Below are 23,534 nucleotides of genomic sequence, written 5' to 3'. Positions count from 1 at the left end.
ATGAATTATGAAAAATATTGACGATTATCAAAATAAAAACATACTAGTTTTAGGTGCAGGAATGAGTGGAATCAATGCATCTAAACTATTAAAACAATTAAACGCTAACGTTTGGTTAAATGACGCTAATCCTTTGAAATCGGACGCAAAAGAAGAGTTAGAAAAAATTGGCGTTGAGGTAATTGATGCTAAACAAAGTCCAAAGATTTTAGATGATTACAATTTTGATTTAATCGTCAAGAACCCTGGAATTTTTTACGATAATGAATTAATCAAAGAAGCAATTAAAAGAAATATTCCAATCACAGTTGAAGTTGAAATTGCCAGTCAAGTCAGTGAAGCACCAATCGTCGGTGTAACTGGTAGTAATGGTAAAACCACTGTTTCAACTATGATTAATGACATCCTAAACGAAGAAAGAACTAATGGACATTCATACGTTGCAGGAAACATTGGTGTTCCAGCAAGTACTGTTACCACTAAGGCAACTAAGGATGATGACATTGTCTTAGAACTATCTAGTTTCATGCTAGTTGGTATTAAGACATTACATCCACACATTGCCGTTTTAAATAACGTTTTCTCTAACCATCTTGACTACCATAAGACCAGAGAAAACTACGTTAACGCCAAAATGCGCATTACCGAAAATCAAGATGAAAACGACTACTTCGTTGTTAACTTTGATAATGAAGAATGGCGTGAATTGAGCAAACGTAGCAAAGCTAAGGTTGTTCCTTTCTCATACGATGCAGTAAGTACCGATGGTGCTTATGTAAAAGATGAACAAATCTTCTTTAAAGATGAATTCGTTATGAACGTCGATGAAATTAGAGTGCCTGGTCAACAAAACGTACAAAATGCTTTAGCAGCGATTGCTGTTGCCAAGATTATGGGCAAGAGTAACTCTGTAATCAAGAAGGCACTAAGTACATTTGGTGGTGTCAGACATCGTGTCCAATACGTATTAACTGCCGATGGTAGAAAGTTCTACAATGATTCCAAGGCTACAGATATTGAAGCAACTCAAGTGGCTTTAAGAAGTTTTAAAGATAATGTTGTTTTAATTGCCGGTGGATTAGATCGTGGTTATACTTTCGAAAAACTAGAAAAGGACTTTGCCGACCACGTTAAGGCAATCACTTTATTTGGTGAAACTAAGGACTTGTTAGCAGACACTGCTAAGAAGGCCGGTGTTAAAAACATCAAGATTGTAAACAACATGAAAGAAGCTGTGGATGAAGCATGGGCAATGAGTGAAGAAGGCGACATTGTTCTATTGTCTCCAGCTAACGCTAGTTGGGATCAATATGATACCTTTGAACAAAGAGGGGACGAATTCATCCAACTAGTAGAACAAAAAACAGGTAGAAAGGAAGAAAACTAATGAGACTAATGATTTCAGGTGGAGGAACTGGTGGCCACATCTATCCTGCACTAGCATTAATTGAAGAACTTCGCAGAGTTGATCCTGATGCTGAAGTTTTATACGTTGGATCAACTAGAGGCTTGGAAAAGGATATTGTTCCAAAGCACAACATTGCTTTTGAAGAATTAGAAATCCAAGGCTTCAAACGTTCTCTTTCTTTATACAACGTAAAAACCGTTAGTTTGTTTTTAAAGAGTCTACATAAATCAAAGAAGTTAATTAAAAAATTCAAGCCAGATATCGTGATTGGAACTGGTGGATACGTTTCTGGAGCTGTTGTTTATGCCGCTTCACAAATGAAGATTCCAACAATGATTCATGAACAAAATAGTGTGGTTGGTTTAACTAACCGTTTCCTAAGCAAACACGTTGACAAGATTGCCGTTGGATTCGAAGATGCCATCAGTCAATTCCCCAAGGAAAAGACCGTATACACTGGTAACCCACGTGCCCAACAAGTGGCAAACTTAAAATCTGATTTTACTTGGGACCAATATGGATTAAAAAATGATGTTCCAACACTTTTAATCTTTGGTGGTAGCCAAGGTGCGTTGAAGATTAATAAAGTTGTTTGCGAAAGTATTCGTCAATACAACGAAAAGAATTACCAAGTCGTGTTTGTTACTGGTAAGAAGCGTTATGATGACGTTATGGAACAACTAAAAGGACAAACAATTAACGATAATGTCGTAATTAAGGATTACATTGCTGATATGCCAAACGTTTTACCAAAGGTTGATGCAATCGTTGGTAGAGCAGGGGCTACTAGTTTAGCTGAAATTACTGCTCTTGGAATTCCATCAGTGTTAATTCCAAGTCCATACGTTACCGCTGATCATCAAACCAAGAATGCATTGAGTTTGGTGAAAAACGATGCCGCATTAATCATTACTGAAAATGATTTAAATGCGAAGACATTAATTGAAAATTCTGACTTTATCATGAACGATAAGGAAAAGAGAAATGAAATGGCTGAAAACTCTAGAAAAATGGGTTGTCGTGATGCCGCAAGTCGTCTGTTGGAAGTTGCAAAATCAATTTGCCGTTAATGGAGGAACTTTACTATGAAGTCTAAATTATTTTCCTCAAAAAAATCCTCGAATAGGGCTTCAAGAATATCCGATGATTTTGTTGAATTGCATAAGCAAAAGATAAAAAATAAAATGAAATCTTCCTCATATATCATCATTCCATTGGTAGTGTTGCTACTAATCTTGATTTATTTGGTTTCACCAATGAGTCGAATTAGCAGTATTAGCATTAATGGAAACGGATATATCTCTCAAGGAGATATTAAGAGAGAACTTCAGTTAGATGAAGGGGACAGTATTTTTAAAGTGATCGGTCATAAAAATAAAATTAACCAAAGGGTTATTAATAATGATCATCGCGTTAAATCGTTAGATTTTAAATTTACGGGATTTAATCATCTTTCTGTTTCAGTTTCACCATACAAAGAAATTGGTTATGAAACTCGTGGCAACAAGCAGTATCTAATATTAGAAAATGGAAAGGTTACTAATATTGCTGTAAAGAATCCTAATGATTCTAAGATGCCTTATATAGTGAAATTTAATAATCAGTCATTATTAAAATCAATGATTGAAAAGTATGTAAAGCTACCTAAGGACATCAGAGACAACATTCGTGTCATTTCATACTCACCAACTAAGGTGTACCCAGATGAATTACACGTTTATATGCGAGATGGTAATCGTGTTATTATCTTAATGCATGATTTTAATGATAAGATGGGTTTCTATCGCTCAATCGCCACTCAATTAAAAACAAAAAGTGTTATTAATTTAGAGGTTGGTGCCTACTCATTCCCAATCAATGATGAGAAAAAAAGTAGCAATACAACCTCTAAAGCATCTACTAAAACTAAGCTAAAAGAAACGCTAAATAAGGATGCAAAGAAAACAACAACTACAACTAAAAAAAGAAACTAATAATGGTTCTTTAGAGTTGTCTACTCTTGTGTTAAAATTAACTTATAACTAACTTAAATATAAACTAGAGTATCTAAGAATAATTATGCTTAATTGGAGGTTCCCTTAGATAATGAATTCAGAAATGTATGTTGGATTGGATATTGGAACTACGTCAATTAAGGTGATTGTTGCCGAAAAAGTAAAGGGCCAAATGAACGTTTTAGGTTTAGGAAACGAACGTTCAGAAGGTGTTAGCCGAGGCATCATCGTCGATATTGACAAGGCTTCTGAATCAATTAGAAGAGCTGTTAACCAGGCAGAAGAAAAAGCTGGTATTCAAATTCATGATGTGATTGTTGGTATTCCTGCCAACCAATTAAAGATTGAACCATGCAGCGGTATGGTTGCTATCTCAGATCAATCAAGAGAAATTTCAGATGAAGACGTTAAAAACGTTACTGTATCTGCAATGATTAAAAACCTACCACCAGAAAGAGAAATTATGGATACCTTAGCTGACGAATTCATCGTTGATGGATTTGACGGTATTAAGGACCCAAGAGGTATGGTTGGTGTAAGACTTGAAATGAAAGGTCGTATCATCACTGGACCAAAGACTATCATCCATAATATTAGAAAAGCTGTTCAAAGAGCTGGATTAAATCCATCTTCAATCATCAACATGCCACTAGCACAAGGCATGACCATTTTAGATGATGGAGAACAAGACTTTGGAACTGTTCTAATCGACTTAGGTGGTGGCCAAACAACTGCTTCTGTTGTTCATGATCATCAACTAAAATTCACTACTGTTGATAGTGAAGGTGGAGAATACATCACTAAAGACATTTCTGTTGTGCTTAACACTTCATTAGAAAGTGCCGAAAAAGTTAAACGCGATTACGGTTACGCTGATGAAATTGAAGCATCAGAAAGCAATGAATTTCCAATTGAAGTTGTTGGTCAAAGCCAACCAGTCAGAATTTCTGAAAAATACCTAGCGGAAATCATTCAAGCTAGAGTAGACCAAATCTTTACTAGAATGTACAAGAGTTTAAGCAGTATCTCTGCTTTAAACCTACCTGGAGGTATTGTTCTAACTGGTGGAGTTGCAGCATTGCCTGGAATCTCAGAATTAGCAGCCGATAGATTTGATACTAACGTTAGAGTCTACATTCCAGATCAAATGGGATTAAGACACCCTTCATTTTCACTTCCATTGTCACTAGTAACTTATCGTGCTAACATGAGTGAAATTCAAGTGTTAGTAAGATCATCACTAGAAGGCAAAACTGTAGTGAACAACACTCAATCCAATGATGATTTCATTGGCAACGATTATGGCGATGATGTAATCGATAACTCATCTGAATACATTCAACAAGATAATCAACCACAACAACCAAGTAAACCTAAAAAGTCTGGTTCAAAACTAGCTAAAAGTACTAAGGGAAGACTTAAACGCTTTTACCAAGACTTTTTCGAATAAAATAACAGAAGTACACGGAGGAAGTTAAAATGGAATTTTCATTAGATTCTACTGAAAACCAAGGCGCAAAAATTAAAGTTATTGGTGTAGGTGGCGGTGGTAGTAACGCCGTTAACCGTATGATTGCTGAAGATGTTAAAGGTGTTGAATTTATCGTTGCAAATACCGATGTTCAAGCATTAAACACATCAAAAGCTGAAACAAAAATCCAATTAGGACCTAAATTAACTAGAGGTTTAGGTGCAGGTTCTGATCCAGAAGTAGGAACTAAGGCCGCTGAAGAAAGTGAAGAAGCCATCTCAGAAGCACTTCAAGGTGCAGATATGGTATTCGTAACTGCCGGAATGGGTGGTGGTACTGGTAACGGTGCTGCTCCAATCGTGGCAAAGATTGCTAAGGACTCAGGTGCCTTAACTGTCGGTGTTGTTACAAGACCATTTACTTTTGAAGGACCAAGAAGATCCAAATATGCTGCTGAAGGTGTTTCAGCATTAAAGGAAAACGTTGATACTTTAATCGTAATTGCCAACAACCGTCTATTAGAAATGGTTGATAAGAAGACACCTATGATGGAAGCCTTCCAAGAAGCTGACAACGTATTAAGACAAGGTGTTCAAGGTATTTCAGACTTAATTACTAGTCCTGGATACGTTAACTTGGACTTTGCTGATGTTAAGACTGTTATGCAAAACACTGGTTCAGCACTTATGGGTGTTGGTACTGCTACAGGTGAAAACAGAACTGCAGAAGCAACCAAGAAGGCTATTTCTTCACCATTGCTAGAAGTTTCAATCGATGGTGCAAAACAAGTATTATTAAACATCACTGGTGGCCCAGACATGTCACTATTTGAAGCCCAAGATGCTTCTGACATTGTTGCTCAAGCTGCAACTAGCGATGTAAACATTATCTTTGGTACTTCAATTGATGAAGACCTAGGCGACGAAATCAAGGTTACTGTTATTGCTACAGGAATCGAAACTAGTCCAGAAGAACTACTAAATGGCCAAGCACGTCCATCAAGAGTTTCAGAAACTCCTGGTAAGGTAGTTAGCCCAAGACATCACAAGGAAGACCAAGGTAACGTTAGAACTAACGACGAAAACACAGATAGCGACAAGCCATCTGACACACGTTTTGAAAACGTACAAAAGAAAGAATTTGATCCATTTGATGCTAACAACTCAAGTGACAATCAAAAGGAAGATAAATCAAGCGATGACGATTTACCTCCATTCTTCAAATTCCGTCGTAAGAACTAATCACTTTTTCTAGATTTCTTTGAAGGGAATGAATTGAAATGACAGCTAAGTTTAGTTTTAGTAAATTCTTCGGAACTGATTACGATCAAGACGAAGACTTTTACGAAGAAGATAACTCCCAAGTGGAGAACAATGATAAGGTAGTTTCAATTAGCAAAAACTCAAGTCAAAGTCGTAATAGCAAAATTTCCGTCTTTGAACCTAAGATTTATGCTGATGTAAAAACAATTGCGCAAAAATTAATTGATAACAATGCTGTAATCATTAATTTTGATGCTGCTAGCGATGAAGCAACTAGAAGAATTATTGATTTCTTAAACGGAGTTGTTTTCACTATTGATGGAAATATTGAGAGAATTTCTGAATTAGTCTTTCTTTTCACTCCACACAACTACTATGTAGACGGAGAAATCAGAAAAGAAATGAATGAACGTTTAAGATAAAATGGATAAAAATATTGAACAGCATTTTAGAAAAGAAGAAGTTCCGTTCATCGATTCTTGTGCAGATTTAATTGATGAGTCAATTAATCAATATCGTCCAATCCTAACTAAGTTTTTAAACCCTAGACAGGTTTATATTTTAACGACTTTAGTTAATCGCCATAGCGATTTATCAGTCGCCTTTTTCGGGGGATATCCAAATTCGGAAATGAAACGTGGCTTGATATATCCTGAATACTTCGAACCATCTGAAGATGATTATCAAGTTAAGTTATTTGAAATTAGATATCCGCTAAAGTTCTCAAAATTACGCCACAGTAAGATATTGGGAACTTTATTAGGTTCAGGTGTTGAGAGATCAACAATTGGCGATATTTTAACTGACGGAACAAGATGGCAATTCCTATGCACAAGAGAAATTGCTGACTTCTTGAAAATGCAAATTAGCTCAATTGGTAAAACAAAAGTTTCACTGATTGAAACAGAATTTTCTGACGTCATTACGCCGGAAAATGAATGGAGAGATGAGTCAACGACTCTATCATCATTTAGAATGGATAACTTAATTTCGGAAGGATTTAACATATCCAGAAATGATGCCAAAGAGTTAGTTAGTCATCAAAAGGTTCACCTTAACTGGGCGGTAAACAGTCGACCGGATTACGAAATTACAACACACGATGTTGTATCGGTTAGAAGATTCGGCCGCATTCGTTTAAAGCGTCAGGAAGGCCAAACCAAAAAAGGTAAATATAGAGCCATTATTTCTGTATTAAAAAAATAGGTTGGAGGAGAGATACAATGGTACTTAGCCCACAAGATATTCATAATAAAGAGTTTTCTGTAAAAATGAGAGGTTACAATATTGACGAGGTAAACGAATTCTTAGATCGTATTATCAAGGATTACCAATTAACTTTATCCGAAAATATCGATATGAAGAACCGTTTGAAACAAACTGAAGATGAACTAAAATACTTTAATGGTATGAAGGATTCATTGAATCAATCAATTATCATTGCACAAAATGCTGCTGATAAGGTTAAAGTTGAAGCTCAAAACGAAGCCAACAACGTAACTGAACAATCAAGAAAACAAGCTGATGAAATTTTGAATGATGCTAGCGTTAAGGCTAAAGACATCGTTGAAAATATCTCAAACCAATCTAAAGCACTACTTATTGCAAATGATGATTTAAGAAAGACTACTGAATCATTCAGAGAAAAGATTAGAACTTTACTTGAAAGCCAAATGCAATTTGTTAACAGTCCAGAATGGGATCAAATGATTTCCGGAATTGACGGTAACTTCGACAAGGTTAACGAACAAATTAATAACCTTGACAATTTTAAGGAAACAGTTGTACAATCTGAAGGTAAAGAAATGCCAGCAGATGCAACTATTAAGATTTATCCTGATGGCTCATTCAAAGCAATTGAATAACTTGAGATAGAGAATAGAAAGCTTAGAATTCGACACAATCTAGCGAGCTGACAAATGGTGGAAGGTCAGTTGTAAATCATTCTATGCAGATCACCTCTGGCTAATCTCTTTTAATGTAGTAAATAAAGATGGGATATTATTTTTAATATCCTAATTTGGGTGGTACCGCGGAAGACTTCGTCCCTTGTGATGAAGTCTTCTTTTTTTATAATTTGAAAAGGGAGTGTGTGTTATGCGTGTAAAAGATACTTTGAACCTAGGTAAGACCAAGTTTAAGATGCGTGGAAACTTACCTGTTAAAGAAGTTGAAAGACAAAAAGTATGGGAAGACAATCACGTCTACCAAATGAGACAAAAACTAAACGAAGGAAAACCATCATTCGTACTTCATGATGGACCTCCATATGCTAATGGTGACATTCATATGGGACACGCTTTAAACAAGATTTCAAAGGACTTTATCGTAAGATACAAGTCAATGAACGGATTTAGAGCACCTTACGTTCCAGGTTGGGATACTCACGGTTTACCAATCGAACAAAAGCTTACTCAAGCTGGATATGACAGAAAGAAAATGGATACTAACGAATTCAGAAAACTTTGTCATGAATATGCTTTGAAGCAAGTTGATCGTCAAAGAGAAGGTTTCAAACGTCTAGGAGTTACTGGTGAATGGGACAACCCATACCTAACTCTAAAGCCTGAATTTGAAGCCGCTGAAATTCGTGTATTCGGTAAGATGGCTGAAAAGGGTCTAATCTACCGTGGTAAGAAACCAGTTATCTGGTCATGGTCTTCAGAATCAGCTCTAGCTGAAGCCGAAGTTGAATACCACGATATCGAATCACCTTCAGCTTTCTACGCTGAAAAGGTTGTCGATGGTAAAGGTGTTTTAGACGAAGATAACACATACATGGTTGTATGGACTACTACTCCATGGACCATTCCTGCTTCAATGGGTATCACAATTGATGCCGGTTTCGACTACGCAGTTGTTAAACCAGCTAACGATGATCGTAAGTTTGTTTTAGCTGCAGAATTAGTTGAAAAAGATGCCGAATTATTCGGTTGGGAAGACTACGAAATCGTAAAGACGGTAAGAGGTCAAGAACTAGAAGGTGTATTAGCTCAACATCCATTTATGGACAGACAACTATTAACCATGCTAGGTGATTTCGTTACTATCGATACTGGTACTGGTTTAGTTCATACTGCTCCTGGTTTTGGGGAAGATGACTACTACGTTGGTAAATCATACGGCTTAGACATCTTTGTTGATGTTGACGCACAAGGTTACCTAACTAAGGAAGCTGGTCCAGATTTCGAAGGTGTCTTCTACGATGATGCAAACGAAATTTCATTAAACAAGTTAAAAGAAAAGAACTTATTATTGAAGTACCAACCAATCACTCATAGTTACCCATTTGACTGGAGAACTAAGAAGCCGGTCATTTACCGTGCTACTGATCAATGGTTTGCTTCTGTTGATAAGATTAGAGATGACATTCTAAATGCCATCGAAGACGTTCAATTCAAACCTGAATGGGGTAAGAAACGTCTATACAACATGATTAAAGATCGTGGTGACTGGGTAATCTCAAGACAACGTGTTTGGGGTGTTCCACTACCAATCTTCTACGGTGAAGATGGTACTCCTATCATCACTAAAGAAACTACTGACCACGTTGCAGACTTATTTGCAAAACATGGTTCAGACATTTGGTTCGAAAAAGAAGCTAAGGACCTATTACCAGAAGGATTCACTAGTGAACATTCACCAAATGGTAAGTTTACTAAGGAAAACGACATCATGGATGTATGGTTTGACTCAGGTTCATCACACCAAGGTGTTTGTGCCGAACGTGATTACCTAACATACCCTGCAGACCTATACCTAGAAGGTTCTGACCAATACCGTGGATGGTTCAACTCAAGTTTAATTACTAGTGTTGCATTTAGCGGTAAGGCTCCATACAAGCAATTATTATCACAAGGATTCACTCTTGATGGTGAAGGTCACAAGATGAGTAAATCACTTGGTAACACAATTGCTCCTGATGAAGTTATTAAGAAGATGGGTGCAGAAATCGTTCGTCTATGGGTAACTTCTGTAGATACTTCTGCCGATGTTCGTGTATCAATGGAAAACTTTGTTAAGATTTCTGACTCATACAAGAAGATTAGAAATACCATGAGATACATGCTTGCCAACACTTCTGACTTTGATCCTAAGGAAAACAGTGTTGATTTTGCAGACATGAAGTCAGCTGACCAATACATGATGGTTAAGTTAAACAACTTCGTAAAAGACATTAAGGCAGACTACGACAACTTTGACTTCTTAAGTCTAAACCGTCGTCTACTTTCATTCATCAATGCTGATCTTTCAGCTTTCTACCTAGACTTCGCTAAGGATATCCTATACATCTATGCTGAAGATAGTGCGGAAAGAAGATCAATGCAAACAGTTCTATACAATGCAGCTGTTGCAATTACTAAATTAATTACACCAATTCTTCCTCACACTGCTGAAGAAATCTGGCCATTCCTATCTGAAAAAGAAGAATTCGTTCAACTATCAGAAATGCCAGAACCAATGGACTTACCTGGTGCAGATGAACTTTCATCAAACTGGCACAAGTTCATGGAAGTCAGAGATGACGTATTAAAGGCATTGGAAGAAGCTAGAAATAACAAGCTAATTGGTAAGGCTTCAGAAGCTAAACTATCATTATTTGTAAATGATGAAGTAAAATCATTACTAGATAACCTACACACAAATGTTGGTCAAATCTTGATGGTTTCACAACTAGAAGTTAAAGATTTAGCTGATGCTCCAAGTGATGCACAAAGCTTTAACGACGGTGTTTCAATCGTGGTTGAACATGCTGAAGGTGACACTTGTGAACGTTGTCGTCTAATCTCTACAGATGTTGGTTCTGATGCAGATTATCCACAATTCTGTGCACGTTGTGCTAAGATTGTTCGTGATAACTTCCCAGAAACATCTACTGAAGGATTCGAAGAATAATCGATAAAAAACTGGGATTATCCCAGTTTTTTATTTTTAAGGAGAAATAATATGATTAAAGGTAAAGTAAATAATTTTAACCCGGATCACGATTTTGGGTTTCTAAAGGGCGAAGACAAGAACAAGGTCTTCTTCCATGGCTCAGCGGTCGAAAACAAGACTAGAAATGAAATTGAAATTGGTCAACAAGTGGAATACCAAATTGCACAAGGCATGAAGGGACCACAAGCTGTCAAAATTCGTGTAATTGATTAGTCAGTCCATTGAAAAAATAATTAAATATATATAGAATGAATATATAACTAAAAAAGGGCTGATATTATGGATTTAGAGGAAAAGGTACTAGGTGTTGAGCCTAAGTACGATGGCGCAATTATCAACGTTGAAAAACAAACAGTTGAATTGCCAAATGGTGAAACATCAACTAGAGATGTTGTTCATCATTCCAATGCCGTTGGTATTTTAGTCTTAACTAAGAACAACAAGATGTTATTAGAAACCCAATGGAGAGCTCCTGTTGCTAAAGAAACAATCGAGATTCCTGCCGGTAAAGTTGATAGTAGAGACCATGGCACTGCCTTGGACACTGTAGTTCGTGAGTTGAACGAAGAAACTAGATACAAGGCTAACAACATCAAACGAATCACCGGATTTTATTCAAGTGTTGGATTTTGTGACGAATATATGGATCTATACTTGGCAACTGATCTAGAACCAGTTGAAGATGAATTACCAAGAGATCAAGGTGAATACTTGAGAATTAAGGAATACTCACTTGATGAAGCCATGGCAATGATTGAAAGTGGCGAAATCGAGGATGCTAAGACAATTACTGCTATTTATTATTGGAAGTTACATGACAAGATTGGTCTTTAATTAATAAAGGAGAAAGTCCAATATGATAACTAGAAAAGAGTATCAAAATAGTCAAAAAAGAAATTCTATTGACGATGATTTTATAAAAAGAGACGAACCAGTTGAGCAACCTTCATTGAAGAGAATTAGACCCGAAGAAAAAAAGGGTAAGGCTCATGCAATGACAACCGAACAAAAGACAAAACGTTTAGGTAGAAGACTTAACTGGGCTATTGCATTTTTAATACTTGCAATCATTGTCGTTTACTTAATACTAATCTACGTTAATCCTTAAGGAGATATTTATGAAATTTGGAATTATATGTGCAATGGACGAAGAAATCAAATCATTGCTAGATAACTTAGACGACACTAAGAAAGTGGACATCAAAGAAATGACTTTCTACGAAGGTAACATTTCTGGACAAGAAGTTGTTCTTGTTCGTTCAGGAATTGGTAAAGTTGAAGCAGGTTTAACAACGGCTCAATTAATTACTAGCTTTGATGTTGATATCGTTATCAACTCAGGTTCAGCTGGTGGAATTGGCCAAGGCCTAGCTGTCGGTGATGTTGTTGTTTCAACTGAAACTGCATACCACGATGTTGATGCTAGAGCTGCTGGATACGAATACGGCCAATTACCAGGTCAACCAGCAAGATTCAAAGCTTCAGAAAAATGGGTAAAAGAAATTACTGAAGCTTCTAAGGAAGTTGGTTTAAACGTTCAAAAGGGATTAATCGTTACAGGTGATCAATTCGTTGCCGACCAAGCAGTGATTGATAACATTTTAAAGAACTTCCCAGACGCACTTTCATGTGAAATGGAAGGTGCAGCTGTGGGACAAGTTGCTAACCAATTTGATATCCCATACGTTGTAGTTAGAGCAATGTCAGACAACGCCAACGGTGACGCTGATCGTAGCTTTGACGAATTCATCATTGATGCAGGTAAGAAATCTGCTCAAATGTTATTAGACTTATTCGCAAATCAAAAATAGAAGGGGGTTTAGGTATACTTGACTGAAATCTACTTAGATAATGCCGCTACCACTCCAATGGATAAAAACGTTTTGGATGACATGTACGATAAGATGCAAAACGTTTACGGTAACGCTTCTACCTTGTACAGCATCGGTAGAAAGGCTCATACCGTATTGGAAGATAGTAGAGACATTATCGCCAACAGTATTAATGCGAAGCCAGACGAAATTATTTTTACAAGTGGTGGTAGTGAAAGTGATAATACCGCGATTCTTCAAACTGCTGAAGCAAGAAAGAATTTAGGAAACCATATTATTACAACTGCCATTGAACACGAAGCAGTGTTAAAGCCACTTGCTTATCTTGAAGAACAAGGTTTTAGAGTAACTTACCTACCAGTTGATGAAACTGGGGTAATTAGTTTAGACGACTTCAAGGATGCATTAGACGATGATACCATCTTGGTAACCATCATGACTGCTAACAATGAGGTTGGTTCTCACATGCCAATTCACGAAATTGGTGAAATCTTAAAGTACCACCAGGCATGGTTCCATACCGATGCCGTTCAAGCTTATGGATTGTTAGATATTGATGTAAATGATGATTACATTGATTTACTATCAACATCTGCTCATAAGATTAATGGTCCTAAGATGACTGGTTTCTTATACAGACGAACTGGGGTAGATTTTCCAAGTTTTGTAAAAGGTGGAGACCAAGAAAAGAAGCGTCGTGCCGGAACAGAAAACATTCCTGCAATCTCCGGATTTGCGACCGCGGTTTCTCAAATTACACCTGAATTAAAGCACGAACTACACGATCGTTATTATGGATTCAAACATCAAATCATTGATGCTTTAAATGATAATAATATTGATTTCGTTGTTAACGGAACTGTCGAAGACAACCCGGTCCAACATGTATTTAACATTTGGATTAAGGGCATTGCTTCAGACATCATTTTGGCTAATTTGGACTTGGAAGGAATTGCGATTTCAGCTGGTTCAGCATGTACCGCTGGAAACATTGAACCATCACACGTTTTGATGGCAATGTTTGGTAATGATACCAATCGTTCATCTCAATCAATTCGAATTAGTTTCGGTAAATTCACAACAAATTCAGAAATCGATGCCTTTACCACTGCATTAGTAAAGGTAATTAAGAGAATAAAGAAGGTTGACTAATATGGCTTTTGAAACAGTAAATCAATTACAAGGTGATTCTAAAACATACGCAGTTAGTCCTGAAATCAAAAAATTCACACTATCTGACATGGGTTTTGTAAAGACTAATGCTGGTAATTTTCAATTTGAAAGAACATTAGATCCTGAAGATCCTTACAATGGTATCAAGTTAAAGATTGTTTTTAAGAGTGATTTAAAAACATTCAAGATGAGCACCATTACTGCAAATGGTTTAAATAAGGTTAATATTTTTACCAACAAAAATGCTGATGCATTAGTTGAACAATTCAATTTCTTTATGGATAACTTTGTGGAAAGAAAAGTTTTCGTGAGAAAATAATTAAAAAGAGGGCTTAATAGCCCTCTTTTTTGCATCTTCATTGCAATTGGTGCATTAAATGGGTTATTATATTTTTTATGGAATATACGACCTTCAAATCGTAGATTCTAAGAATCTAAAAGAAATGATGGTGATTTTAAATGGCAGACAATAGTAATACCCGTGTTGTTGTCGGAATGTCAGGTGGAGTGGATTCATCCGTTACCGCCTACCTTTTGAAGCAACAAGGATATGACGTTGTAGGTGTATTTATGAAGAACTGGGACGACACTGACGAAAACGGTGTTTGTACCGCAACAGAAGACTACAAGGACGTAGCCAAAGTTGCCTCAGAAATCGGAATACCTTACTACTCTGTTAATTTTGAAAAAGAATATTGGGATCGCGTTTTCACTTATTTCTTGAATGAATACAAAAAAGGTAGAACTCCAGATCCCGATGTTATTTGTAACAAGGAAATTAAGTTCAGAGCGTTTTTAGACTACGCCTTAGATTTAGGTGCAGACTACATCGCTACTGGTCACTATGCTCGTTTGCAACGTGATGCAGATGGTCACAACCACTTGCTTCGCGGAAGCGACGACAACAAGGACCAAACTTATTTCTTAAGTCAATTATCCGCAGAACAATTAGACCGCGTTATGTTCCCACTAGGTGACATGCCAAAGCCTAAGGTTCGTGAAATTGCAAAAGAAGCTGGTCTAGCCACTGCTGAAAAGAAGGATTCAATGGGAATCTGTTTCATCGGTGAAAAGAACTTCAAGTCATTCTTAAGTAACTACTTACCAGCAACTCCTGGTAAAATGATGACTTTTGATGGTGAAGAAAAGGGTAACCATGATGGCCTAATGTATTACACAATTGGTCAACGTAAGGGATTAGGAATCGGTGGAGACGGTAAAGATAACCGCCCATGGTTCGTAGTTGGAAAAGACCTTTCAAAGAACATCTTGTATGTTGGTAAGGGCTATGAAAACAAGCACCTATACGCAGATTACCTAGAAGCTTCAGATATTTTCTGGATTAATGACATTGCTGATCGTGGCAACGACTTCCGTTGTACAGCTCAATTCAGATATCGTCAAAAAGACGTTGGCGTAACTGTTCATCTAAACGATGATGGTAAGTCACTACGTGTTGATTTTGATGATCCTGCAAGAGCCGTTACACCAGGACAAGCCGTTGTATTCTACGATGGTGATGAATGTCTAGGTTCAGCAATTATCGATGCAGCATACCAAGACGATAAAGAATTACAATACATTTAAAACCAAAAGATGCTTATTCATTAAGCATCTTTTTTTATATAAACTTTGAATTTATCCGCATAAATTGAGATAATATATATAAATCAAAATGAACGAGGGATAAAAGTGAAACTTTACTTTGTAAGACATGGAAAAACTGAATGGAATCTAGAAAGCAGATACCAAGGCGCTGGAGGAGACTCCGAATTGTTGCCGGAAAGCTATAAACAAATGGATCAATTAGGTGAGTACCTAAAAGATGTTAAGTTTAGTCATGCTTATTCCAGTCCAATTAAGCGTGCTCGTATTACCGCTTACCGTGTTATTCAACATTTCCATCGAAAACCTCAATTGAGCCTATGGAACAGATTCGAAGAGTTTCATTTAGGTAAGATGGAAGGCCAAAAGTTTGACGATGTTAAAAAACAATTTCCAGAAAGTTTTGACAATTTCAGAAATCATCCAGAAAAATACGATGCCGACGAAATTGGTGGAGAGAGTTTTAATGACGTAATTAGCAGAATGCAGTATGCTATAAAACGTGTTGTAAATGAAAACGATGATGAAGATAACGTGATTATTTTCAGCCACGGTGCTGCCTTAAACGCACTAATCAATTCACTTTTGGGTGTTGAGATTAAGGATTTAAGAAAACGCGGTGGCCTAGCAAACACTAGTACAACTATTCTAGAAACAACTGATGGCGGAAAGTCATTTGAACTAGTAAGTTGGAACAATACTGAATATCTTACAAAGAAAGCTGATAAAACTGACGTAATTTAATATGTAGGTGATTAAAATGGATCAAAAGTCTGAAGAAATTAAAGAAAAGCAACAAGCTGTTGAAAAGAAACGCGAAGAACAACAAAAAAAGGCCGATGAAACTCTTCATAAATTAGTTGAAGATATTGATAATCATCCAGATGATTACCGTACCTACTACGACTTAGGAAGCTTTTTAGTTCAATTACATAACTACACCCAAGCCGAAGAACTAATGATGAAAGCCTTAGGTCTATTCGCTGACAGAAGTAAGAAAGCCAAAGAAACCTTGGTATATGGACTAGGAAATGTCTACTATGCAGCCGGTGAATACGACAAGGCGATTGAACAATTCAATAACCTATCCGATGGTGACATGAAGACCGATGCCTACATCATGTTGGCACAAAGTTACATGGCCAAAGAAGATTACAAAAAGGCGGTCGTATTTGCTTTAACCGCACAAGGTTTTAGAAGACAAGACCCAGAAATAAACTACCTACTAGCAAGTAGTTTATTAGCTTTAGGAAACTTCAGTGAAGCAGCAGAATTCTATGACAAGGTCCTACAAGCTAAACCAAAAGATGGCAAGGCTAACTTTGATCGTGGAATCGTCGCAATGGTATTGGAAGAAGACTTTAACCAATACTTTGAAACCGCTAAACGAGAAGATCCTAATTACTTTGAAAAGGGACAAAAGCGTCTAGCAGATATTGAAAAGTTTATTCAAGTAAAAAATAAGGGGAGATAAGCCGTGGCAGAATCAATGAATTTGTTCTCAGTAGACGACAATGACGAACATATTGAAGACAATCAAGAGCTATTTATAAAAGGTAAAGTTGCGGCTACTTTCTTTGAAAGTCCCGATAGCTTCTTTAAGGTGCTATTGGTAAAAATTTTCGAAACAAATATTTCAGATTGGCATGAAGATGAAATTGTAATTACTGGTAATTTTGCGGATATTGCTGAAGAAAGCGAATATCAATTTTATGGTGAATTAGTCGATCACCCAAAGTACGGAAAGCAATTCAAATCAGATAACTATCAAAGTACGGTCCCAACGTCTAAAGAGGGACTAGTCGAATACTTATCCGGTGACAATTTTCCGGGAGTTGGTAAGCAAACCGCTAAACGAATGGTGGATGCTTTAGGCACCAATCTAATTTCAGACGTGTTGGAAAACAACTCATTGTTGGATCGAGCCGGATTATCCGATAAACAAAAATCAACTGTGTTAGAAACATTGAACAAGAACAATGGGATGGAACAGGTGATTATTGGATTAAACAGTTATGGATTTGGGAGCAGTCTATCTTCTGCAATCTATAACAAGTACAAGGGGGATACCCTAAAGGTAATCCAAGAAAACCCATACAAGTTGGTTGAAGATATCGACGGAGTTGGTTTTAAAAAGGCTGACGATATTGCCAAACAAATGGGGATGTCTGCAAACAATCCTGGAAGAATTCGTGCGGGGCTAATTTCAGCCCTTAAGACGCTTTCTTTACGTAATGGGGATACTTACACTCAAACCGGTCCAATCCTCGAAGAAACGCTAAAATTATTGAATAACGGTAATGCTGAACCAGTTAGTGGCGAAGACTTATCCGCGCAATTTTTAGAGCTAGCCAAGAACCAAAAGATTGTTGGTGAAGAGGACCGTGTTTATTTAAAGGAATTATATGATGATGAATGGCGCATTGCCGAACACATCAGTCGAATTATCAAGAACCCAGTTGTTAAGAAATTTGATGACAAGACAATTGATAAGAAGATTCGTTTAATCGAAAAGAAACTAAATATTAGCTATGACGAATCACAAACCAATGCGTTAAAACAAGCCATCAAGTCACAAATGTTCCTACTAACCGGTGGTCCAGGAACCGGGAAGACCACCATCATCAAGGGAATCATTTACTTGTACGCTTATTTAAACGACCTATCTTTGGATATTAACAAGTACAAGGAACGTGAATTTCCAATTCTTTTAGCAGCACCAACCGGGCGAGCTGCCAAGAGAATGCAGGAAACTACAGGAATTCCTGCCAGTACCATTCACCGTTTACTTGGATTAAACGGATATGAAGATAGTGATGAAGGGACTCAAGACATTGAGGGTGGCTTGTTAATCGTTGATGAAATGTCAATGGTTGATACATTCCTATTCAGAGCGTTGGTACGTGCTATTCCAAACCAAATGAAGGTTGTGTTTGTTGGTGATAAGGATCAATTACCATCAGTTGGACCTGGTCAGGTCTTCACTGATTTATTGAATTCGAAACGAATTGATAGCATGCAATTGACAACTATTTATCGTCAAGATAGCAACTCAACCATCATTCCGTTAGCTCACAGTATTCAACAAGGAAAACTACCTGATGACTTTAACGATAAACAATCAGACCGTAGTTTTATTCCATGTAACGCTAACCAAATGAGTTCCGTAATCGAACAAATTGTCAAACGCGCTAAGCAAAAGGGCTTCAGTGCAACTGATATTCAAGTATTATCACCAATGTATCGTGGTAATGCTGGGGTTAATCATTTAAACGAAGTCATCCAACAAATTATGAATCCTAACAATACCGATAACCAGGTAGAATATCGCGGCATTCATTACCGTCTCGGCGACAAGATTTTACAATTGGTAAATAGTCCCGAGGATAATGTTTTCAACGGTGATATTGGTCAAATTATCGATATTGAAAAAGGTAGTAAGCAAAGCTTAGATAAGATAACCGTTGCCTTCGATCAAAGCGAGGTAACTTATCAACGTAAAGATTGGATTCAAATCACTTTGGCTTACTGTACAACCATTCATAAGGCCCAAGGTAGTGAATTCAAGATGGTCATCTTGCCAATTGTTCCGCAATTTACCAAGATGTTGAAAAAGAACTTGTTGTACACAGCGATTACTCGTGCCAGTGATACTTTGATTATGATTGGGGATTATAACTCATTCCTATCATGTGCACAAAGTGAATCTGACAACAGAAATACTAGTTTGATGCAAAGAATCCAATCATTATTGGATGGAGAAGTTAAACCAGTTACAACATCTGTTAACGACCAAAGTAATATCGTTAAAGAAGTTGCTGAAGAAAAGAAGGCACAAGCACCTGTTGATAATAAACCGGTTGAAGAATCAAAATCTGCTTCAGTTTCAGATACTACACAAAATGATGTTGCAACTGAAGAGGATGAGGAATCGCCTTTTGAGGAAGCAACCTTCGATGATAAACCTAAATCATATCGCTTAACTAAGGACATGATTTTATTGAATCAGGTTGATCCGATGATTGGGATGCACGGAATCAAACCATAATTGTTATATCAATTTGCAGTTTTTGTGGTAAAATTTAAGCATTAAAAGAACTCGAGAGGAGCACTTTCATGGTGGAGTCAATGGATAATAAAAATATGAAAATCTTTTCCTTAAGTTCTAACAGACCGTTAGCAGAAAAGATTGCCCAAACTTGTGGACTTAAGCTTGGTGAAGCAACAATTAATCGTTTTAGTGATGGCGAAATTCAAATTAAAATTGATGAAAGTATCCGTGGGGATGCCGTATACATCATTCAATCACTAAGTGAACCAATTAACGATAATATCATGGAACTATTCATCATGATTGATGCTGTTAGAAGGACTAGTGCAAAATCTATTAATGTGATTATTCCATATTATGGTTATGCTAGACACTCTGCTAAGAAGCGTGAAAGAAAGGCAATCATTGCCAAATTAATCGCACGTGTATTAGAAAGAGCGGGAATTGACCGTGTGTTAACCCTTGATTTACACGCTGCTCAAATCCAAGGTTTCTTCAACAAACCAGTTGATAACCTAAAGGCTGATAAGCTAATGGCTAAGCACATGTTAGAAAACTACGATTTAGATAACGCCGTTGTCGTTTCACCTGATCATGGTGGAGTAGGAAGAGCCAGAGGTTTTGCAGGATTAATTGATGCACCAATTGCAATTATTGATAACAGAGATCCTGAAAACGATGCGCACATTCCAACATTCATCATTGGCGATGTTAAGGACAAGGTGGCTATTGTGGCTGATGACATGATTGACACTGCTTCACGTGCTGTAAAGGCAGCAAATGTTTTAGCTAAGAACGGTGCTTCGGCAGTATACCTTGTTACTACACACGGTATCTTTGCTGGGGATGCTATTAAACGCATCGAAGAATCACCAATCAAAAAGGTGATTGTATCCGATTCAGTTTACATTAGCGACGAAAAGAAAATTGATAAATTGGACATTGTGTCTGTAGCAGATTTAATGGGTAAGGCAATCTTGCGTATTCATAACAACAAATCTGTTGGTAAATTATTTAGATAAGAAGTTCACCCATGATTGGGTGGGCTTTTTTGTTTGCTTGTTTTCTTGCTTTGAGGGCCAATAAAATTTAGAATATAGATGTAGTATTATGAAAATTGAGGTGTTTAAAATGTATAAAGCTTCAGATGAACGATACGATAATATGAAAATCAGAAGAGCTGGAAACTCCGGTCTACAATTACCCGCATTATCATTTGGAATGTGGCATAGCTTCGGTGACGACGCCAACTTTAAAGACAGTCGCGAAGTAATGCTAAATGCTTTTGATAAAGGAATCTTTAGTTATGATTTAGCAAATAACTATGGTCCTGGTTCAGGAGCAGCTGAAAGAATGTTTGGTCAAGTCTACAAGAATGACTTGAAGCCCTACCGTGATGAACTAGTGATTACTACTAAGGCTGGTTACCACATGTGGCCTGGACCATACGGTTCATTCTCAGCTAGAAAGACTTTGATTGCCGCATTGGACAGATCACTAGAAAGAATGGGTCTAGACTACGTAGATATCTACTACAGCCATCGTTTTGACCCAAACACTAGTCTAGAAGAAACCGCCGAAGCATTGGACAGCACTGTTAGATCTGGTAAAGCATTATATGTTGGTATCTCTAACTACAATGGTGAACAAACCCGTGAAATCATTAAGTACTTCAAGGAACTACACACACCATTTGTTGTTAACCAAGCATCATACAATATGTTAAACCGTTCTGCTGAAACAGACGGTACTATCGATGCATTAAAAGAAAATAACGACGGTTTAGTTGCTTACGGTCCATTAGCTGAAGGAATCCTAACTGATAAGTATCTAAACGGATTACCTGATGACTTGAAACTTCACTTTACTAACAGTTTCATGATGGAAAATAAGGATGAAGTTGTAAAACGTCTAAACCAATTAAATGAATTGGCTAAGAACAGAGACCAAACACTAGCTCAAATGAGTTTAGCTTGGTTATTACATGACCCAGTGGTAACAAGTGTTGTTACTGGTGCATCTGATCCTAAGCATTTAGATTCAAACCTAAAGGCTTTAGATAACCTAGACTTCACCGAAGATGAATTAACACGTATCAACGAAATTTTGAAAAAATAATTTTTAAAAAAGGAGCAGTCTTTTATGACTGCTCCTTTTTTTATATGACAAACATGGTTTAAATGCGTTATAATAGTAAATTGTTTTCAATCGTTTAAAAAAGGAGAGATAGAATGAATGATTCCGCTAAAAAGCTGAATTTAACGGAACTAATTGGTTTAGTTATTGGTTCAATCATTGGTGGAGGAATCTTCAACCTTATGCACGACATGGCATCACAAGCTGGTGTTGGGTCAGTGATAGTTGGTTGGGTTATCACAGCCATTGGGATGCTTTGTCTAGCATTCACATTTCAAAATTTAACTAACAAACGACCAGATTTACAAGCTGGAATTTACAGTTTCGCTGATGCTGGATTTGGTCACTATATCGGGTTTAACTCCGCATGGGGATACTGGTTATCAGTTTGGTTAGGAAACATTAGTTATGCGACTCTATTGATGAGTTCACTAACTTACTTTTTCCCAATCTTTGATAACGGTCATAACTTGGTATCATTTATTGCTGCTACCATTATTCTATGGGGTGGCCACTTCCTTGTGTTAAGGGGAATTCATTCAGCATCATTTATTAACACAATTATTACTATTATCAAGTTGATTCCAATCTTCTTGTTTATCGTTATTATGATTACTGCATTTAAACTAAACGTATTTACTAGCGACTTCTGGCTAATGCATGGTAAACCATTTAACTTCTCAGATGTGTTGGGACAAGTTAAGAGTACAATGCTAGTTACAGTTTTCGTATTCTCAGGTATCGAAGGAGCAGTAATCTTCTCAGGATACGCTAAGAAGCGAAAAGATATTGGTAGAGCAACCGTTCTTGGAATTATTGCCGTAACCATGATTTACATGTTGGTAACACTACTTTCATTTGGTGTTATGCACCAAGCTCAATTATCACAATTAGGTCAACCAGCCATGGCCGATTTATTACAACACGTTATGGGTAAGTGGGGTGCTATCATCGTAAACATTGGTTTAATCATCGCCGTATTGGGTGCATGGTTATCATGGACAATGTTTGCTGCGGAAGTGCCTTATGAAGCTGCAAAAGTTGGGTCATTTCCAAAATTCTTTGCTAAGGAAAACAAGAATGGAACTCCCGTTAATTCACTAATCTTTACTAACGTTTTAGTTGAATTATTCATGGTTTCATTCTTCCTAGCATCAAGTGCTTATAACTTGTTCTTATCAATTTCAAGTTCAGCGGTGCTAATTCCTTATGCATTCTCAGCATTATACCAAGTTAAGTATTCATACCTTGATAAGGGTGCTAGCGACCGTAGACGTAATTTAATTCTTGGAATTATTGCTAGTGCATATTCCATTTGGTTGATTTATGCAGCTGGATTAAACTACATTCTATTGACCACAATATTGTTTGCGGCAGGGCTACCAGCTTATTGTTACTTACAAAAGGTCGATAATAAAAAAGATCATATTTTTACCAAACTAGAAAGATTATTAGCGATAGCATTGGTTATTTTAGCCGTAATTGCGATTTACGAACTAGTCACTGGTGGAATTACCATATAAAAAAAGAGTGATTAAGGAACTGAAGTTATAATATTGAACAGATAAATAAAAGCACTTTCGATAAAATGATTATTTTAATTTGATAAAATAACATAATTCGGAGGTGTTTTTTGTATGGCTAATAATAGATATTCATATGAA

22 protein-coding genes are annotated in these 23,534 nt (G+C 36.9%); all 22 read left to right on the top strand.

The features are described 5' to 3' along the window. The first annotated feature begins 7 nt into the window (after nt 1-7). A complete protein-coding gene (gene murD / locus OEZ61_RS04865; RefSeq protein WP_290047063.1) occupies nt 8-1,387 on the top strand; it encodes a UDP-N-acetylmuramoyl-L-alanine--D-glutamate ligase in 1,380 nt (459 codons plus the stop codon). After that, nucleotides 1,387-2,478 carry an undecaprenyldiphospho-muramoylpentapeptide beta-N-acetylglucosaminyltransferase gene (gene murG, locus OEZ61_RS04860; protein WP_034534481.1) on the top strand — a complete coding sequence of 364 codons (1,092 nt, stop codon included), beginning with the start codon at nt 1,387-1,389 and terminating at the stop codon, nt 2,476-2,478. The genes murD and murG overlap by 1 nt, the downstream gene beginning before the upstream one ends. A 15-nt stretch (nt 2,479-2,493) precedes the next feature. Continuing rightward, the gene (locus OEZ61_RS04855) at nt 2,494-3,381 is read left to right on the top strand and encodes a cell division protein FtsQ/DivIB (RefSeq protein WP_290047062.1); all 888 of its coding nucleotides are present in this window, start codon (nt 2,494-2,496) and stop codon (nt 3,379-3,381) included. 109 nt (nt 3,382-3,490) lie between these two features. Continuing rightward, nucleotides 3,491-4,852, top strand: coding sequence for a cell division protein FtsA (gene ftsA, locus OEZ61_RS04850; RefSeq protein WP_034531792.1), 1,362 nt, complete (start codon nt 3,491-3,493; stop codon nt 4,850-4,852). Between the two features lie 29 nt (nt 4,853-4,881). Then, a complete protein-coding gene (gene ftsZ / locus OEZ61_RS04845; protein WP_053791875.1) occupies nt 4,882-6,114 on the top strand; it encodes a cell division protein FtsZ in 1,233 nt (410 codons plus the stop codon). A gap of 38 nt (nt 6,115-6,152) precedes the next feature. After that, entirely contained in the window at nt 6,153-6,557 is a 405-nt protein-coding gene (gene sepF / locus OEZ61_RS04840; RefSeq protein ID WP_034534475.1) for a cell division protein SepF, read from the top strand. A gap of 1 nt (nt 6,558) precedes the next feature. Beyond that, entirely contained in the window at nt 6,559-7,341 is a 783-nt protein-coding gene (locus OEZ61_RS04835) for an RNA-binding protein (RefSeq protein ID WP_290047061.1), read from the top strand. Between the two features lie 17 nt (nt 7,342-7,358). Then, nucleotides 7,359-8,000, top strand: coding sequence for a DivIVA domain-containing protein (locus OEZ61_RS04830; RefSeq protein ID WP_053791873.1), 642 nt, complete (start codon nt 7,359-7,361; stop codon nt 7,998-8,000). Nucleotides 8,001-8,232: 232 nt separating this feature from the next. Then, complete coding sequence (gene ileS, locus OEZ61_RS04825) at nt 8,233-11,031, top strand: isoleucine--tRNA ligase (protein ID WP_290047060.1); 2,799 nt, start codon at nt 8,233-8,235, stop codon at nt 11,029-11,031. A gap of 51 nt (nt 11,032-11,082) precedes the next feature. Beyond that, on the top strand, nt 11,083-11,286 hold the full coding sequence (locus OEZ61_RS04820; RefSeq protein WP_034531780.1) for a cold shock domain-containing protein: 204 nt from the start codon (nt 11,083-11,085) through the stop codon (nt 11,284-11,286). A 66-nt stretch (nt 11,287-11,352) separates the two neighbouring features. Further along, a complete protein-coding gene (locus OEZ61_RS04815; protein WP_034534468.1) occupies nt 11,353-11,907 on the top strand; it encodes an NUDIX hydrolase in 555 nt (184 codons plus the stop codon). Nucleotides 11,908-11,929: 22 nt separating this feature from the next. After that, nucleotides 11,930-12,181: a hypothetical protein gene (locus OEZ61_RS04810; RefSeq protein WP_053791871.1), complete on the top strand. Its 252-nt coding sequence runs from the start codon at nt 11,930-11,932 to the stop codon at nt 12,179-12,181. Between the two features lie 10 nt (nt 12,182-12,191). Beyond that, the gene (locus OEZ61_RS04805) at nt 12,192-12,884 is read left to right on the top strand and encodes a 5'-methylthioadenosine/adenosylhomocysteine nucleosidase (RefSeq protein ID WP_290047059.1); all 693 of its coding nucleotides are present in this window, start codon (nt 12,192-12,194) and stop codon (nt 12,882-12,884) included. 18 nt (nt 12,885-12,902) lie between these two features. After that, nucleotides 12,903-14,057 carry a cysteine desulfurase family protein gene (locus OEZ61_RS04800; RefSeq protein ID WP_290047058.1) on the top strand — a complete coding sequence of 385 codons (1,155 nt, stop codon included), beginning with the start codon at nt 12,903-12,905 and terminating at the stop codon, nt 14,055-14,057. A gap of 1 nt (nt 14,058) precedes the next feature. After that, nucleotides 14,059-14,397, top strand: coding sequence for a DUF1831 domain-containing protein (locus tag OEZ61_RS04795; RefSeq protein ID WP_160184502.1), 339 nt, complete (start codon nt 14,059-14,061; stop codon nt 14,395-14,397). A 140-nt stretch (nt 14,398-14,537) separates the two neighbouring features. After that, nucleotides 14,538-15,665, top strand: a complete 1,128-nt coding sequence (gene mnmA, locus OEZ61_RS04790) for a tRNA 2-thiouridine(34) synthase MnmA (RefSeq protein ID WP_034534459.1) — start codon at nt 14,538-14,540, stop codon at nt 15,663-15,665. Nucleotides 15,666-15,770: 105 nt separating this feature from the next. Continuing rightward, entirely contained in the window at nt 15,771-16,427 is a 657-nt protein-coding gene (locus OEZ61_RS04785) for a histidine phosphatase family protein (RefSeq protein WP_140999881.1), read from the top strand. A gap of 16 nt (nt 16,428-16,443) precedes the next feature. Beyond that, nucleotides 16,444-17,157 (top strand): tetratricopeptide repeat protein, encoded by a 714-nt coding sequence (locus OEZ61_RS04780; RefSeq protein ID WP_290047057.1) that lies wholly within the window; start codon nt 16,444-16,446, stop codon nt 17,155-17,157. A gap of 3 nt (nt 17,158-17,160) precedes the next feature. Next, entirely contained in the window at nt 17,161-19,731 is a 2,571-nt protein-coding gene (locus OEZ61_RS04775; RefSeq protein ID WP_290047056.1) for an ATP-dependent RecD-like DNA helicase, read from the top strand. 68 nt (nt 19,732-19,799) lie between these two features. Then, nucleotides 19,800-20,756 carry a ribose-phosphate pyrophosphokinase gene (locus OEZ61_RS04770; RefSeq protein ID WP_041152388.1) on the top strand — a complete coding sequence of 319 codons (957 nt, stop codon included), beginning with the start codon at nt 19,800-19,802 and terminating at the stop codon, nt 20,754-20,756. A gap of 109 nt (nt 20,757-20,865) precedes the next feature. Continuing rightward, nucleotides 20,866-21,852, top strand: a complete 987-nt coding sequence (locus OEZ61_RS04765) for an aldo/keto reductase (protein ID WP_034531770.1) — start codon at nt 20,866-20,868, stop codon at nt 21,850-21,852. A 113-nt stretch (nt 21,853-21,965) separates the two neighbouring features. Continuing rightward, the gene (gene arcD, locus OEZ61_RS04760; RefSeq protein ID WP_057198106.1) at nt 21,966-23,393 is read left to right on the top strand and encodes an arginine-ornithine antiporter; all 1,428 of its coding nucleotides are present in this window, start codon (nt 21,966-21,968) and stop codon (nt 23,391-23,393) included. Nucleotides 23,394-23,534: the final 141 nt, after the last annotated feature.

Source organism: Apilactobacillus sp. EABW-1NA (assembly GCF_030398685.1).
GTDB lineage: Bacteria > Bacillota > Bacilli > Lactobacillales > Lactobacillaceae > Apilactobacillus > Apilactobacillus waqarii.
The sequence above is the reverse complement of the archived record's forward strand: the minus strand, read 5'-3'. Positions and strand labels throughout refer to the sequence as shown.